17 protein-coding genes and 1 tRNA gene are annotated in these 14,882 nt (G+C 71.6%); 13 read left to right on the plus strand and 5 right to left on the minus strand.

All coding sequences use genetic code 11. The features are described from left to right. The first annotated feature begins 5 nt into the window (after nt 1-5). From NE234_RS09575 to NE234_RS09605, 7 genes are all read left to right on the plus strand, one after another. Nucleotides 6-419, plus strand: coding sequence for a secondary thiamine-phosphate synthase enzyme YjbQ (locus NE234_RS09575; protein ID WP_252778532.1), 414 nt, complete (start codon nt 6-8; stop codon nt 417-419). A gap of 155 nt (nt 420-574) precedes the next feature. After that, the gene (locus NE234_RS09580) at nt 575-997 is read left to right on the plus strand and encodes a DUF3052 domain-containing protein (RefSeq protein ID WP_252778533.1); all 423 of its coding nucleotides are present in this window, start codon (nt 575-577) and stop codon (nt 995-997) included. Nucleotides 998-1,146: 149 nt separating this feature from the next. After that, nucleotides 1,147-1,608 (plus strand): peroxiredoxin, encoded by a 462-nt coding sequence (locus NE234_RS09585; protein ID WP_252778534.1) that lies wholly within the window; start codon nt 1,147-1,149, stop codon nt 1,606-1,608. Nucleotides 1,609-1,661: 53 nt separating this feature from the next. After that, nucleotides 1,662-1,988, plus strand: a complete 327-nt coding sequence (locus tag NE234_RS09590) for a hypothetical protein (protein ID WP_252778535.1) — start codon at nt 1,662-1,664, stop codon at nt 1,986-1,988. A 184-nt stretch (nt 1,989-2,172) separates the two neighbouring features. Next, nucleotides 2,173-4,272 carry a PIG-L family deacetylase gene (locus tag NE234_RS09595; RefSeq protein ID WP_252778536.1) on the plus strand — a complete coding sequence of 700 codons (2,100 nt, stop codon included), beginning with the start codon at nt 2,173-2,175 and terminating at the stop codon, nt 4,270-4,272. A 65-nt stretch (nt 4,273-4,337) separates the two neighbouring features. Beyond that, nucleotides 4,338-4,410, plus strand: a tRNA-Val gene (locus tag NE234_RS09600). Nucleotides 4,411-4,504: 94 nt separating this feature from the next. After that, nucleotides 4,505-5,266 carry a glycosyltransferase family 2 protein gene (locus tag NE234_RS09605; protein ID WP_252778537.1) on the plus strand — a complete coding sequence of 254 codons (762 nt, stop codon included), beginning with the start codon at nt 4,505-4,507 and terminating at the stop codon, nt 5,264-5,266. Here the strand turns inward: NE234_RS09605 and NE234_RS09610 are convergent. Continuing rightward, nucleotides 5,251-6,192 (minus strand): NADP-dependent oxidoreductase, encoded by a 942-nt coding sequence (locus NE234_RS09610; RefSeq protein ID WP_252778538.1) that lies wholly within the window; start codon nt 6,190-6,192, stop codon nt 5,251-5,253. The two genes, NE234_RS09605 and NE234_RS09610, sit on opposite strands and share 16 nt — an antisense overlap. A gap of 103 nt (nt 6,193-6,295) precedes the next feature. Here NE234_RS09610 and NE234_RS09615 point away from each other — a divergent pair, with 103 nt between their 5' ends. The 3 genes from NE234_RS09615 to NE234_RS09625 all read left to right on the plus strand — a co-directional run bounded on the left by NE234_RS09615 (nt 6,296) and on the right by NE234_RS09625 (nt 8,536). After that, nucleotides 6,296-6,859, plus strand: a complete 564-nt coding sequence (locus NE234_RS09615; protein ID WP_252778539.1) for a TetR/AcrR family transcriptional regulator — start codon at nt 6,296-6,298, stop codon at nt 6,857-6,859. A 104-nt stretch (nt 6,860-6,963) separates the two neighbouring features. Then, nucleotides 6,964-7,581 (plus strand): TetR/AcrR family transcriptional regulator, encoded by a 618-nt coding sequence (locus tag NE234_RS09620; RefSeq protein ID WP_252778540.1) that lies wholly within the window; start codon nt 6,964-6,966, stop codon nt 7,579-7,581. Between the two features lie 238 nt (nt 7,582-7,819). Further along, a complete protein-coding gene (locus NE234_RS09625; protein WP_252778541.1) occupies nt 7,820-8,536 on the plus strand; it encodes a hypothetical protein in 717 nt (238 codons plus the stop codon). Nucleotides 8,537-8,546: 10 nt separating this feature from the next. Here the strand turns inward: NE234_RS09625 and NE234_RS09630 are convergent, their stop codons facing one another. After that, nucleotides 8,547-9,248, minus strand: coding sequence for a helix-turn-helix transcriptional regulator (locus tag NE234_RS09630; protein WP_252778542.1), 702 nt, complete (start codon nt 9,246-9,248; stop codon nt 8,547-8,549). A 189-nt stretch (nt 9,249-9,437) separates the two neighbouring features. Between NE234_RS09630 and NE234_RS09635 the strand changes: the two genes are divergently transcribed. After that, entirely contained in the window at nt 9,438-9,815 is a 378-nt protein-coding gene (locus NE234_RS09635; RefSeq protein WP_252778543.1) for a hypothetical protein, read from the plus strand. 18 nt (nt 9,816-9,833) lie between these two features. Here the strand turns inward: NE234_RS09635 and NE234_RS09640 are convergent, their stop codons facing one another. The 3 genes from NE234_RS09640 to NE234_RS09650 all read right to left on the minus strand — a co-directional run bounded on the left by NE234_RS09640 (nt 9,834) and on the right by NE234_RS09650 (nt 12,635). Then, nucleotides 9,834-10,835: a cation diffusion facilitator family transporter gene (locus NE234_RS09640; protein WP_252778544.1), complete on the minus strand. Its 1,002-nt coding sequence runs from the start codon at nt 10,833-10,835 to the stop codon at nt 9,834-9,836. A 48-nt stretch (nt 10,836-10,883) separates the two neighbouring features. Further along, nucleotides 10,884-11,507: an ACT domain-containing protein gene (locus tag NE234_RS09645; RefSeq protein WP_252778545.1), complete on the minus strand. Its 624-nt coding sequence runs from the start codon at nt 11,505-11,507 to the stop codon at nt 10,884-10,886. Between the two features lie 105 nt (nt 11,508-11,612). Further along, nucleotides 11,613-12,635 (minus strand): PHP domain-containing protein, encoded by a 1,023-nt coding sequence (locus NE234_RS09650; protein ID WP_252778546.1) that lies wholly within the window; start codon nt 12,633-12,635, stop codon nt 11,613-11,615. 106 nt (nt 12,636-12,741) lie between these two features. On the opposite strand from NE234_RS09650, the gene NE234_RS09655 reads away from it, so the two are divergent. Together NE234_RS09655 and NE234_RS09660 are read left to right on the plus strand one after the other, a co-directional pair. Beyond that, complete coding sequence (locus NE234_RS09655; protein ID WP_252778547.1) at nt 12,742-13,995, plus strand: sensor histidine kinase; 1,254 nt, start codon at nt 12,742-12,744, stop codon at nt 13,993-13,995. 39 nt (nt 13,996-14,034) lie between these two features. Continuing rightward, complete coding sequence (locus tag NE234_RS09660; RefSeq protein ID WP_252778548.1) at nt 14,035-14,694, plus strand: response regulator; 660 nt, start codon at nt 14,035-14,037, stop codon at nt 14,692-14,694. The last annotated feature ends 188 nt before the right edge of the window (nt 14,695-14,882 follow it).

Consider the following 14,882-nt stretch of genomic DNA (forward strand, 5'->3'; position numbering starts at 1 on the left):
TACTCATGATGAGCAAAGTGATTAGCGTGGCCACTGGGAGCAAGGAGGCCGTGCACGACATCACCGGCGAATGCCTCAGATTCCTACGGGACATCGGGGCATCCGACGGATTGCTCAACCTCTTCGTTCCGCACGCGACCGCCGGGGTCGCGCTCATAGAGCTCGGCTCCGGCAGCGATCAAGACCTCTTGTCCGCGTTGAGCGAATTGCTCCCGGCCGACGATCGGTGGGAACACGCGCACGGATCCCGCGGTCACGGCCGTTCCCACGTCATGCCGGCGTTCATCGCGCCGTACGCCACGATCCCCGTGATCGACGGAAAACCGGCGCTGGGCACCTGGCAATCGGTGGCTGTGGTCGACCTCAACGTGGACAATGTCGTGCGCAAGGTGCGACTCAGCTTCATCAGCGGGAGTTGAGAGAAGTGGCCGGGTTCGCTCACTTGCGGGTCAGACACTTGCGCACGGGGTGGTCCGCCGTGTGAACTGTCCGGCAATGCCGCACCCGGAGGGGCGGGCGGTGAACAACATGGGCATGGTTGACAATCGCGGCCCACAACACAGGGAGGACGTTCGTGAGCGCGACCGCGGGTCAGGCGCAGAGCAGCCTGGCCGAACGGCTCGGCATCAAGCCGAACCAGGTGGTGCAGGAGATCGGCTACGACGCCGACACCGACGAGGAGCTGCGCAGCTCCATCGAGTCGGTCTCGGGTAACGAGCTGGTCGACGAGGATTACGACGAGGTCGTCGACGTCGTGCTGCTGTGGTGGCGCGAGGACGACGGCGATCTCTTCGACGCCTTGTCCGACGCACTCACCACACTGGCGGACGGCGGCCACATCTGGCTGCTCACGCCGAAGGCGGGGCGCGAAGGCCACGTCGAGCCGAGCGACATCCTGGAGGCCGCCCAGACGGCCGGTCTGTCGCAGACCAGCAGCATCAGCGCGGCCCGTGAGTGGTCGGGCACGCGCCTGGTGACGCCCAAGGCACGGCGTTGACCTTCTCCGCCGAGGAGCGGACCGTGCGAGGAGAGGGCTGACCGGCGTGCGTGTGAGGCGTGTCAGCCCCGGGGGCTCCCTCGATCCGTCGGGACGACGGGTGACAGACTGACGTACGGCCATACTCGGCGAGGGAAGGGTGCTATCACATGGCGGTTGAGGTCGGCGATGCCGCGCCGGACTTCGAGCTGAAGGACCAGCACGGCGCTCCCGTGCGCCTGTCGGACTTCCAGGGGAAGAAGACCGTTGTCCTGGTCTTCTATCCGCTGGCGTTCAGCGGCGTGTGCACGGGCGAGCTGTGCGCGATCCGCGACGAGCTCCCCACGCTGGGCGGAGACGACGTGCAGGTCCTGGCGATCTCGGTCGACTCGATGTTCTCGCACCGGGCGTGGGCCGAGCAGGAGAATTACGAGTTCCCGCTGCTGTCGGATTTCTGGCCGCACGGCGCGGTGGCGAAGTCCTACGGGATCTTCGATGAGGAGCGGGGCGTCGCGACGCGCGGCACCTACATCATCGACAAGACCGGCGTCGTGCGGTGGAAGGTGGAGAACGCCATCCCCGACGCCCGTGACCTCGACGAGTACCGCAAGGCGCTCGCCGACATCTCCTAGTCTCCTGCGACCGGGCCCGCGCGGGCCCGGTCCTGGATCACCCTGGAGGCGCCATGCCCTGCTACCGCTGCGGGGCCCGGCAGACGGACCCGGACCACGGCCCCAGTCCCTGGCGACGCGGCGTCCGTTCGGACCGGCAGGTGCTGATCTGCCCCGACTGCCAGCACGGCCGGGACTGGGCCGCGGAGCTCGATCACTGCGCGGCCTGCGGGGCCACCGCGCTGGTCTGCCGTCTCGGCGAGGTCGAGTGCCGTACGTGCGGGCGCGTACGGGCCGTCGAGCGCGCGCCCGAGACACCGGCGTCCTCCGACAGCCCGGGGCTGTCCGAGGAGGTCGCCGCCGCGCTCAGCCGCCTGCTGGGCAACGACCCCGCCACCTGATCCCGGGGAACCAGATCCCGCCACCTGATCCGGGGAGATCACATCCCGCCACCCGACCTTGGGTCAATTCCGGCAATGTGATCAAAACCCTAATGATCGCTTAATTAACGAAATGTCAACCCTCGGTGTGGCATGATCCTTCCGCTCCTGCGACGGGCGCTCGCAGGGCTGAAGGGGAACGAGCGTGGCGGGACGCCCTGCGCGTGCGATCGCGGGTCTGGCGGCCGCGGCGACCTGTGCCGGACTTCTGGGGATCACCGCCCCGGCCCGGGCCGCCGGGCAGCGGACTCCCTCGGTCCAGGCCGGATTCGTCCAGGTGGTCGCCCACCCCGATGACGATCTGCTGTTCATGTCGCCGGACCTGGCGAACGACATCCGGCGCGGGGAAGGCGTCACGACGGTCGTGCTGAGCGCGGGCGAGGGCCACGCCGGAATGGGGGACGCCCACGACCCCCTCACCTACGTCGCGCAACGCCGCCAGGGACTGCACTCCGCGTACGCCGCCATGGCCGGGGTCCCCGACGGCTGGCGGGTCGAGACGGTGCGTTCCGGGCGGGTGAACATCGAGGTGCACACGCTGACCGCGCGCCCGAACGTCCACCTGGCCTTCCTCAGCCTCCCCGACGGCCGCGACCCGCGCGTCCGCGTCGGCAGGCGGGCGATCGCGCAGCTGGAGGCGGACCGAGGCTCGGCCAAGTGCTCGCCGACCGTGACGCCGCCGCTGTCGCCGTACGCCCACTGCTACACCCATGCCGACGTCGTCCACGCCCTGGTGACCCTGTTCACGCTGTACCGCCCCACGGTCGTGCGGACGCAGGATCCCGCGCCGGACCCGCGCTATACCGCCGACCACACCGACCACAGGGCGACGGCGAAGTTCGCGACCGAGGCGGTCGCCGCGTACGGCCGGCCCGTGGTCCAGGTCGACTACCGCGACTACAACCTCGGCGACACGCCGGTGAACCTCGGCCGGGCCGTGTCGGCCGCCAAGCAGCGCTACTTCGCCGACTACCGGGCGAACGACTACCGGATCAACCCCGAGGCCAGGAACTTCGCCTCCTGGCAGCTCCGCATGCGCTACCGCTGGCCGCGGGGAGCCTCCTGGACGACCCGCGCGGGCAACGGGCGGCTCCAGGCCTTCGCCGTCCTGTCCGGCCGCCTCTACACGTGGTGGCAGACGCCCACCGGCTGGTCCGGGCCGGCGTCCCTCGGCGGCAGCGGCCTCGCGCCGTCCCTCACCACCGCCGGCGGCCAGGTCTTCGCCCGCCGTGGCGGCGAACTCGTCGCCGCCCGCCCCCGCTACGCCGGCGGCAGATGGACGGCGACCTGGACCGATCTCGGCGCCGCGGCGGGCGCGCCGATCGCCGTGCCCGGCCGTACGGGCCGGCCCGCCGTGTTCGTCCGCGATGCCAAGGGCGGCGTCAGCGTGCGGTGCCGGGCCACGGACGGATCGTGGACCTCGTGGCAGGAGCTGCGCGGCCCCGCCGCCGGGACCGCCCGCAGGCGCGCCGCGAAGCCCTCCTCCCCCAGGCCACGGCCGACCGGTTCGCCGTCGGCGTCGACCACCCCGACCCCGACGCCGACCCCGAGCGCCACGCCGTCGCGGCGGCCTCCCGTCCTGCCCTCCCTGCCGCTGCCCGGCGCCAAGACCACCCCGACCCCGAGCGCCACGCCGACGACCCCGCGGACGACGCCGCGCGGCTCCGCCTCCCCGCGGCGGACCACCACCCCGTCTCCCGGGAAGAAGAAGGCCACCACGGCGCCTGCCCGCAAACGCCCCCGCGTGATCCCGCCGACCCGGGACGTTCAGGACGGCATGGACGCCGTGGGCGGCGGCGCCGGGATCGAGCTGTTCGCGCCGACCCGCAGCCAGGTGCTGCAGTGGCGGCAGAGCACGGGCTGCTCGTTCGTGTACACGGGCGCGGTCCCCGGCGTACGGCCGAACGGCCCCATCACCGCCACCCGCGACGCCGATGGCAACCCGACCCTCGTGTACGAGGAGGCCGGTTCGACGGCGATCCGCCAGGCCAAGGAGACCGGCCGGACCTGGAGCGGCCCCGCGACGCCGCTGCGGGCGGTGTTCCACGAGACCGGCGAGGCCCCGGTGCCGACCGGCAGCCGCGTCCCGCCGCCCGCCCTGCCCCTCCCGGCGGTCGGCGTCCCCATGGTCGCCACCGACGGAACGGGGCAGGTGTACGCCGTGGCGCTGGCCGAGGACGGCCGCCTGTACGTCTCGTCCCGCGGCCCCGCCGGCATCTACGGCCCCTGGCGTCCCGCGGCCTGATTCCGTTTCGCGAGCAGGGGGATGATCCCGGTAGGCTGTGGCGCGCCGGGTCCTTCCCCGGCAGCGGGCGCATAGCTCAGTGGTTAGAGCACTGGTCTTACAAACCAGGAGTCGCTGGTTCGAATCCAGCTGTGCCCACCTCTCGGCGATCATACGGAGACGGCGTCTGACCTGCGATGACAGGGACAGGCGCCGTTCGTATGACGTCCGACCGTTGGAGCCGTGGAAGTCGATGACGCGCACCATCACCGTGATCACTCCGGTGCACCCGCCGAATGCGCCCTTCCTGCGTGAGGCGTACGAATCGCTACGAGACCAGGCGCTTCCGGCCGGCTGGGATTGGCAATGGGTCGTCCAGGAGGACGGCGAGAGCGGTCTGGTCGAGTCGGCGCTTCCCGAGGACCCGCGCATCAGCTTCGGCACCACCCGGCCCAGTGGGCCGGCGGTGACCCGTACGACCGCGTTGGCCCGCGCCACCGGAGAACTCATCCGCAACCTCGACTCCGACGACCGCCTGCTCCCCGGCGCGCTCTTCCGGGACATCGAACTGCTGGCGGGCCGACCGGAGATCGGCTGGACCGCGTCCCGGGCCCTCGACCTTCTCCCCGACGGATCGACGAAGAGCTGGGAGGCGAACGATCTCCCGGAGGGTGTCGTCGAGCGTGGGGCGGTCCTGCGCACCTGGGAAGAGCAGGGGTGGATCCTCCCGTTGGTGCCGGGAACCCTCTGTATGCGGCGTGGCCTCCTGCTGGCGCTCGGCGGGTGGATGGCGCTCGACACCTCCGAGGACACCGGGCTGGTGATCGCCGCGAACGCGGTGGCCGGCGGGTACTTCATCGGGGAGCCGAGCATGCTCTACCGCCGGCACCCGCACCAGACCACCGCCCAGGACTTCCACACCGACCCGCGGAGGAGGCAGCGGAAACGCCGGCTCATCATCGAGCGGGCACAGGCGCTCGCCTCGCTCGGCAACGTCCCTTATCGGCCGTGCTGAGGAACGACCAAGGCGACCTTGCCCTGCCGCGGTCCTCGATCGGCAAACGCGTGTGCTTCGGCCGCCTGTTCCAGAGGGAACACCCTCTGCAGTGGAAGGCGAAAGCGTCCCTGTTCGAAGAGCGTGGCCGCGGCGGCGAGACCGTGATGTCCGTTCGGCTCACCTCCGAACTCGCCGAGCGAGAGACGGGCCCCGAGTTTCGGAGCGGTGAAGTCGGCGATCGTGACCACCGATGACGCCGTGCCGGTGATGGCGATGAGTTCGGCGAGAGAGCCGGCACCGGCGACGTCGAGCGCGACATCGACTCGGCGGTCATGAAGCGCGCGGACCCGTTCCGGCAGCCCCTGACCGTAGGTGGTGGGGATGGCGCCCAGCCGGGCGATGAAGGCCTGGTTCGCCGGGCTCCCCGTTCCGATCACATGAGCACCCCGTGCGATCGCCAACTGTACGGCGACGCTGCCGACGCCGCCGGCCGCGCCATCGATCAACAACGTGGTCCCCTCGTGCACGTCGAGCAGGTCGAGCACCCGGGTCGCCGTCTCGATGCTCGTACCGCTCGCCCCAGCCTCTTCCCACGGCATCGACGCCGGCTTCGCCGCCCAGAACCGCAAGACGGCGAACTCGGCGCTCGCCCCACCGAGCCGTGAGACATCGACCGCCCCGAACACCTCGTCCCCGACCACGGTGCCGGTGACATCCGGGCCTACTTCATCGACGACTCCTGCCGCGTCGGCACCCGGGACGTGCGGCAGAGCGATCCTCTCGCTCGACGGCGACCGTCCTGCGCGAAGTGCGAGATCGACCGGTGAGACTCCGGCGGATCTCACCCTGACGCGCACTTCTCCCCGCCCTGCGTGCGGCTCGGGGTACGGGCCCACGAACAGCACCTCCGGAGGACCAAATCGATCGAACTGCACTGCGAACACGGCACTCCTCCAACGTCGAACGACGAGAACGCGCACTACCGTAAGCGCGGAAGAGGAACATCTGCTCCGGATCACGGTGAAGTGAGAGACGGACGAAGCGACAATGACTCGGAAACGCCGTTCGGACGCCGAACACAATCAACGGCACATCGTGGAGGTGGCGCGTGCCGCCTTCGCCGCAGACGGTCTGGACCTGCCGGTACGTGAGATCGCCCGGCGCGCGGGAATGGGCGTCGCCACGATCTATCGGCACTTCCCCTCACGCGAGGATCTCATCGCCACTGTGCTCGCCGAGCAGGTCAGGCGCTGCGAACAGGAGATGCGGGCCACTCTCGCCGACCCGGACTCCCGGCGTGCGCTGCGCGGCGCCATTCTCCGTTTCGCCGAACGGCAGGTGCTCGACCGCGGCCTCAACGAAGCACTGCTCGGTTCGCACGCGACGGGAGCCGCCTTCACCGAACAACGCCGCGCGCACGCCGAGGCGTTCGCACACCTGGTGCAACGCGCACGACAGGACGGCGCCGTCCGCCGGGAGGTGTCCGTCGGCGACGCACGCCTCGCCTTGAGGGCGATCAGCTCGTTCCGCACCCTCCCAGCCGAGAGAGCGGCCGCCGCCATTCCGAGACTGGCGGATCTGCTGCTCAGCGGGATACTGACCGAGGAATAGCCGAGGCCACGGCCGAGCACCGTCCCGCGCCGGCGGCGCACCGGGCCGGTGGCCCCGACGGGGCGCAGTAGGGTACGAGCGGTATCGAGCCTGCCGAGGAGAGCATGAGCGGCGAGCGGACTGAGCCGGGCCCCACCGGGCCATCGAGGCGGCGTGGGGCCGTCCTGGAGGAGGCGATCCTGCGCGCCGCGGCCGACGAGCTCCTCGAGTCCGGCTACCCGGGCCTGACGATGGACCGGGTCGCCAAGCGGGCGGGCACCAACAAGAACGCCATCTACCGCCGGTGGCCGAACCGCGCGGCGCTCGGAGTCGCCGCCTACCGCCGGCTGGTCAAGGCGCAGACGCAGCCACCCGACACCGGCACGCTGCGCGGCGACGCGCTGGCGCTGCTGCGCCAGATCAACTGCGATCGGTCATCGCCCACGGGCGAGATCCTCCGGAGCCTGCTGTCCAGCATCGGCGACGAGCCCGAACTGCTCGCGGAGCTCCAGAGCCAGGTCGGTGACGGCGGATCCGCCGCCTGGCTGACCGTTCTCGGCCGCGCGGTCGCCCGCGGCGAGGCGCCACCCGAGGCACTGCACCCGAGGGTCGCCACAGTGGCGCTGACCCTGCTGCGGAACGAGTACGTCACCCAGGGGATCGGCGCGATCCCCGACGCCGTCATCACCGAGATCGTCGACGAGGTCTACCTGCCCCTGATCCACGGCCGAGCGATCGGCTGACCCGGACCGACCCGGCCCGCGTCCGGCCTCGCGCGATGGCTTCGCCGCCGCTGTGGTCAGCTTTCCGTCGCCGTTGACGGATCGACGACCGATTCGCCGGTTTCAGCACGTCAATGGGGACGTCAAGGCGCTTGGAGGGAGTTCGCGCCGGGGGCCGGGCAGGCCGGGCCTCGAAGAAGATCTGGCCTGAAGTGGACACGGTGTGATCCTTCGGTGGGTCCGGAGCGTCGTAGTTGTCGTGAAGAAGCTATTCGCCGCCACGGCGGTGTCCGTGGCGGTCGCCGCCGTGCCCGCCGTCGCGTACGCACGGGACGGCGGCAAGCTGCCCACCTGCACGGCCACGTTCGTCGATCACCCCGAGAACGCCCCGTCCGCGTGGGCGCTCGACGACTTCACGCGGACGACGACGTTCGCGCCCGGGGACACCGACGGGACGTGGAAGGTCCACATCCACGATGAGGGACATTTCACGACGATCCCTGGGACCACGTCCGACAGCGGCGACCCGATCCAGCTGAAGGTGACGGGGTCGCTCGACGGCGACGGCGACTACACGGTGACGAGCACGGCCGGGCCGAAGTGCGTCGACGCGGAGCAGTACAAGGGCACGGACGGTCCCAAGACCGCGCAGTGGCCGCTGCACTACTTCACGGCGGACGCCGACGCCAAGACGAGCGACATCGACCCGTGGCGGTGGGTGTACCAGACGTACTGCGAGAAGATGGTCGAGGACAGCCGGTACGCCAAGGTGGACGGCCACCTCACCGGCAAGGACTGTCCGACCCCCACGCCGACGCCGACGCCGACGGACACCACTCCGGAGCCGGATCCGTCCTCGGCGGATCCGGAGCCGTCGGCGAGTGAAACGACGCCGACCGACGAGACCACGGCGTCGCCGGCGACCGAGGCCCCCGCGGCGTCGCCGGTGAAGAAGCAGCCGCACTTCACCGGCTGAGCCCGCTCCCTCAGTCGACGCGGAGTGCGGCGGCGAGGAGATCGGTGACGTGCGGGGTCGCGCCGGAGTAGTCGCGGGGCGGCGCGACCTCCTCCAGCAGCGCGGCCTGGCGGATGCGGTCGATCCGGAAGATCCGGGGCGCGTCGCGGAGCCGGCACCAGCCGATGAGGTGCCAGTCGCGGGCGCCGGCGACGAACGCGACCGGTTCGACCTCGCGCTCGGTCCTCGTGCCGTCGCGACCCGCGTAGGCGAACCGTACGACCTTGCGGGTCGCGACCGCCTCCTCGACGACCGCCGCGGCGGGAACGTCCGGCGCGCCGTCGGCGAGAATGAGCGCGCGGATTCGCTCGGCCAGCCGCCGGTCCTCCGGGCTCTCCGCCATGGACATGGCGGAGATGATCTTGAGTAGCGCGGTGCGGCCGGAGTGGGCGAAGGGCGACGCGCCGTCGCGGCCGACGGCGGTGGCCAGGGCCACGGCCTCGGCCGGGGAGAGGACGACCGGCGGCAGGGTTCCGACGGTGTCGAGGAACCAGCCGGTTCCGGCGGTGTCGGCCTTGATGGGGACGCCGGCCTCGCGCAGGTCCTCGACGTCCCGCTCGACGACCCGCTCATCGACCTTGAGGCGCCGGGCGAGCGACCTGGTGCTGGAGGACCCGGGGGCGCCCGCACGAAGCTCCTCCACCAGGGCGAGCAAGCGGTCCGTACGGGTCACGAAACCGACCGTAGATCATCGAACGCCCGATTCAAGGTGACGCGCCGGTTGGGTCACGGTATCGGCAAAGTCGCACAGGCCGGCACCACGGGATCGCAATGACGGCCCCGGTGCGGGCTCGGCCGGACGTACCGGAATGATCTGAACCGTTCCCCGAGAGAGAGGCGAAGGACGTTGCTCGCGGTATCGATGGACACGGTGCGTGTGTTCCTGCACGTTCTGGCGGCGACCGTCTGGGTCGGCGGCCAGCTGACCCTGGGCGCGCTGGTTCCCGCCCTGCGCGGATACGAGGGGGTGACCAAGGTCGCGGCGCGCCGGTTCAACGCGGTGGCGTGGCCCGCGTTCGCGGTGCTCGTCCTCACCGGCGTGTGGAACATCATCGCTCTCGACCACCCGAGCGACGCCTACCGGATGACGCTGAACGTCAAGATGGTCTTCGTGGTGCTGTCCGGAGTGGCGGCGTTCCTGCACATGCGGGCCACGTCCAAGCGGGGGCTGGCGATCTGGGGCGCCCTCGGTGCGCTGGGCGCGCTGGTCGCGCTGTTCTTCGGCGTCCAGCTCGGCTGAACCCTCCCGAGTGCGGGGCTATCGTTCTCCCGCCGCCCAGTGGTACGGCGGGCGGCCGTACCGTTCGATGACGCGCCGGCGCAGGCCGGGGTCGTCCCGCGGCACCGGTTCCAGGAAGACCTCGTAGATCTCGGGGTGGCTCACGCGGAGCTCCTCGCTGAGGCGTACGCAGGCGCGTTCGACGTCGGCGGCGCCCAGGTCGTCGCTGAAGTCCAGCCGGGCGCAGACGAGCACCTCGCCGGTGCCGATGGTCATGGTCATCAGGTCGACCAGCGCCTCGATCTCCGGCGCGGCCGTGAGGAGGCGCTTGACCCCCTCCAGGATCCTGGGCTGGGCCTGCCGGCCGATGAGCAGGTCGAGGTTGGTCCGCCCGAGGAAGAAGGCCGCCACCGTCAGCACGACCCCGATGAGCAGCGAGGCGACGCCGTCCCAGACCCCGGAGCCGGTCACCTGGTGCAGGCCGAGGCCGGCGGCGGCGAGGACGAGGCCGATCAGTGCGGCCGAGTCCTCGAACAGCACCGACTTGGTGGTCGGGTCGTCGGTGCTGCGCAGGAACGCCAGGAGCGACTGCCCGTCGGCGCGTGCCTCCTGGCGGGTCTGCCGGAACGCCTGCCGCCAGGAGATGGACTCCAGCACCGCCGACACGGCCAGCACGAGGTAGCCGACGAACGTGTTCTTGTGCTCGGTCTCCCCGCCCAGGATCGCCTGCGCGCCCTGGACGAAGGCGAACAGCGCGCCCATGCCGAAGATGCACACGGCCACCAGCAGCGACCAGATGTAGCGCTCGGTGCCGTGCCCGAACGGGTGCCGCCGGTCGGCGGGGCGCTTGCTGCGGCGCAAGGCGGTGAGCAGCAGGATCTCGTTGGTGGTGTCGGCGAATGAGTGCCCCGCCTCCGAGGCCATCGACGCCGATCCGGTGAGCACCGCGGCGACCGTCTTGGCGAGCGCGATGCCGAGGTTGGCGGCGAGCGCGAGGACGACGGTGAGGCGGCTTTCCTGCTGTTGCTGTTCCTCGACCACCCGCTCAGGGTTTCATGGCACGACTCGCGTTCCGGAACCGGCCGTCCGTCATACCGACGTCCCGACGCCGAGGACCGCCTCGGCGGCGGTGGCCAGCTGGATGAGCCGTTCGAGCTCGGTCCGGTGGAACGGCGGGGCGGCCACGCGCGCGAGCAGCAGCGTCTGCCGGGACCGGCCGACCGGGACGGACGCGTAGCGGATCCCGTCCTCGCCGGTGAACGCACGGGCGCCGGACGCGGGGATGACGGGGAGCGTGAGCGGATCGGGGGCCTGCCAGCTCGCGTGGACGACGATCCCGTCGCGGCCCAGCATCGCGGCCCAGTCGCCGCCGAAGATCTTGGGGACGGCCTCGACGAGGGCGACGACCCCGTTCGGCGGGTTGGCGGCGATCTGGCCGACCACTTCGACGTCGGAGAAGACGCCGGGCGCCTCGTGGGTCCGCCAGACGCCGTCGACCTCGACGCCGCGGACCGAGACCAGGGCGTCGCAGAGGACGTCGAGGGACGCGCCCTGGGACCACGAGACGGTGATGTCGTCGACCGCCCGGCCTCCGGAACGCTCCAGAACGACGACCTGCACGATGTCGGCACCCGCGGCGCCCAGTGTCCGAGCGACCGTGCCGAGCGAACCAGGGCGGTCCGGCAGCCTGAGTCGTATCCGCAAAAGCGGCATACCGCTCACCTCCTGGACGAACAGGCTGCCATAGTCACGTTTCAGGCATGTTGCCGGACGATGTCGGCCCCCGTCTCCGGGTGCCCGGGGCTTCCGGCGCGGGCGTCACCTGCCGGTCCAGGCGAGAAGGTCGTCCGCGGTCAGGGTGTTCACGATCCGCGCCGGGTCGACACCGCAGCGGGCGGCCCGCTCGCACCCGTACGGCTGCCAGTCGAGCTGGCCGGGGGCGTGCGCGTCGGAGTCGATCGAGAACCGGCAGCCCGCCTCGACCGCCAGCCGCAGCAGGCGCTTCGGCGGGTCGAGGCGCTCCGGCCTGCTGTTGATCTCCACCGCGGTGTCGTTCGCGGCGCACGCGGCGAACACGCGCTCGGCGTCGAACTCCGACTCCGGCCGCTTGTTCCCCCGCCGTCCGCCGCCCTGGACGATCCGCCCGGTGCAGTGCCCGAGCACGTTGACCCGGGGATTCGCGACGGCGGCGAGCATCCGGCGGGTCATGTCCGGGCCCGGCATCCGCAGCTTGGAATGGACGCTGGCCACGACAACGTCCAGCTCGGCCAGCAGCGCCGGGTCCTGGTCGAGCGACCCGTCGTCGAGGATGTCGACCTCGATGCCGGTGAGGACGCGGAACGGCGCGAGCCGTTCGTTCAGCGCGGCCACGATCTTCAGCTGCTCGCGCAGGCGGTCCGGGGACAGGCCGTTCGCGACCTTCAGGCGCGGTGAGTGGTCGGTGAGCGCGATGTAGTCGTGGCCGATCCCGATCGCCGCCTCGGCCATCTCCTCGATCGGCGAGCCGCCGTCGGACCAGTCCGAGTGGGTGTGCAGGTCGCCGCGGAGCGCCGCGCGCAGGGCGGCGGCCGCCTCGTCGATCGGGGTCCCCTCGGTGGCCTCGAGCCGGCGCAGGTACGTGGGCGTCTCCCCGCGCAGCGCCTCCTCGACGACCAGCGCCGTCACCTTGCCGACGCCGGGCAGCGCGTCGAGGGTGCCGGCCTGCGCCCGGGCGGCCAGCTCGTCGGCGGAGGTCCGCTCCACCGTCTCCGCGGCCCGCCGGAACGCCCGCACCCGGTACGTCGCCTCATGCGACCGTTCCAGCAGGAACGCGATGCGCTTCAACGCCTCGATCGGCTCCATGCCCGACTCCTACCCGCTCCACGGCGACCACCCATACCTAGGTAGCATCCGCGAATCGGTCCGCAGAGGTACGAGCCGGACCTCTGCCGGGCCGTACGCTTCGCCCATGGCCGGTGAACGACGCGGAGCGCTCTATGAGGCCGTGCGCCCGGTGCTGGCCCTTCTCGTCGGAGGCCGCACCGATCCACCGGGACCCGGACCTCGCCGGCTGAGGATCGGCTCGGTGCGCATCCCGCTCGCGCTGGACCCGCCGCTGGCGCTGGTCCTGGCTCTCACCGGATACGCGCAGCTGGAGTCGCCCTATCCCGACTCCGGCGGACCGGCCTCCCCGCTCGTCCTGGCGCTGGTGGCCTTCGGCGGCGTGGTCCCGCTCCTCCTACGCCACAGCCGCCCGCTGGCCGCCTGGCGGCTGTCCTTCCTGATGATGCTCGTCGCGGCCACCGTCATCCGTCCGCGCGTGACGCACGGCGCGCCGTACCTGCCGACGCTCGGCATCGTCTACCTGCTGTGCCTGTACTCGCTGGCGGTGCGCTGCGAGCGCAGGGTGACCGTTCGCGCCATGATCGTCTCGACGCTCGCCTGCGCCGTCCTCGATCCGCCGACCAAGGCGTTCGCGCTGCTGTGCGCCGTGCCGCTCCTGCTCGGCTACATCGTGCGGCTGCGCCGTACGGCCAAGCGGGAACTGGCCGAGCAGGAGGCCCGGCACGAGGCGGAGACGGCCGTGCTGCAGGAGCGGCAGCGGATCGCGCGGGAGCTGCACGACGTCGTCGCCCACCACATGTCGGTGATCGCCATTCAGGCGGAGGCCGCGCCGTACAAGGTCGCCGATCCGCCGCCGGAGCTGGCCGAGAGCTTCGCCGACATCCGGTCCAGCGCGCTGGAGGGGCTCACCGAGCTGCGCCGGATCCTCGGCGTGCTGCGCACCGATCCGGCCGCGCAGACCGCGCCGCAGCCGGGCCTGGAACGCCTGGAGGAGGTCGTCGCCTCCGCGCGCGCCGGCGGGCTCAGCGTCGAGACGTCCGTGACCGGGGAGCCGCCGATCCTGCCCGGCGGCGTCGGGCTGTCGGCCTACCGGATCCTGCAGGAGTCGCTGAGCAACGCGATGCGGCACGCGCCGGGCGCGTCGGTGCGCGTGGAGATCGCCTACGAGCCGGACGTGCTGCGGCTGCTGGTGCGCAACGGGCCGGGGACCCGGCCGGACGGAGACGTACGGGCGGGCGGGGGTCATGGCCTGGTCGGCATGCGCGAACGGGCCGCGATGCTCGGCGGCGAGCTCAGCGCGGGTCCCACCCCCGACGGTGGCTTTCTCGTCACCGTGGCCCTCCCGCTGAGTCCGGTGTCCGTGCCATCGACCGACTGAGCATGCCCCCCTGAGCGGAACCCCCGGAGAAAGGGACCCATGAGCATCCGCGTACTCATCGCCGACGACCAGGGAATGGTGCGGTCCGGCTTCTCGATCCTGCTGAACGCCCAGCCGGACATCGAGGTGGTCGGCGAGGCCGTCAACGGGGAGGAGGCCGTGCGCAAGACCGCCGACCTGCGGCCCGACGTGGTGCTGATGGACGTCCGGATGCCGGTCCTCGACGGCCTCGCGGCCACCCGCCGGATCACCGGGTGGCCGGACCATCCCGGCGTCCTGGTGCTGACGACGTTCGACCTGGACGACTACGTGTACGAGGCCCTGCGTGCCGGGGCCAGCGGCTTCCTCCTCAAGGACGCCTCGGCTCAGGAACTGTCGGACGCGGTCCGCGTGGTCGCGGCGGGCGAGGCGCTGCTGGCGCCGACCGTGACCCGGCGGCTGATCGCGGAGTTCGCGCGGCTGGGCGCGCCGAAGGCGCCGGACCGCAAGCGGCTGGAGGGCCTGACGGACCGGGAGACCGAGGTGCTCGGCCTGGTCGCGCGCGGTCTGTCCAACGCCGAGATCGCCGAACGCCTCGTCGTCGCCGAGCAGACGGTCAAGACGCACGTCGGCCGCATCCTCATGAAGCTGGGACTGCGCGACCGCACCCAGGCCGTGGTCTACGCGTACGAGACCGGACTGGTGCGCCCCGGCGAGTGACCGGCCCGCCGGCAGGCCGCCCGCCGAGTGACCGGCCTAAGCCCGGCAGGCCGCCCTCCGCTCGGGCGAGACCGGCCCGGCCGGCAGGCCGCCTCCGCCGGGCGCGTGACCGGCCCGGCCGCCCGGAAAGGTCATCCACCCCCTACCGGGGATGTACGCGGCAAGTGCGGTCTCCGGGGGGACGCGGG

The organism is Actinoallomurus rhizosphaericola (genome assembly GCF_024055675.1).
Classification (GTDB): Bacteria; Actinomycetota; Actinomycetes; order Streptosporangiales; family Streptosporangiaceae; genus Actinoallomurus; species Actinoallomurus soli.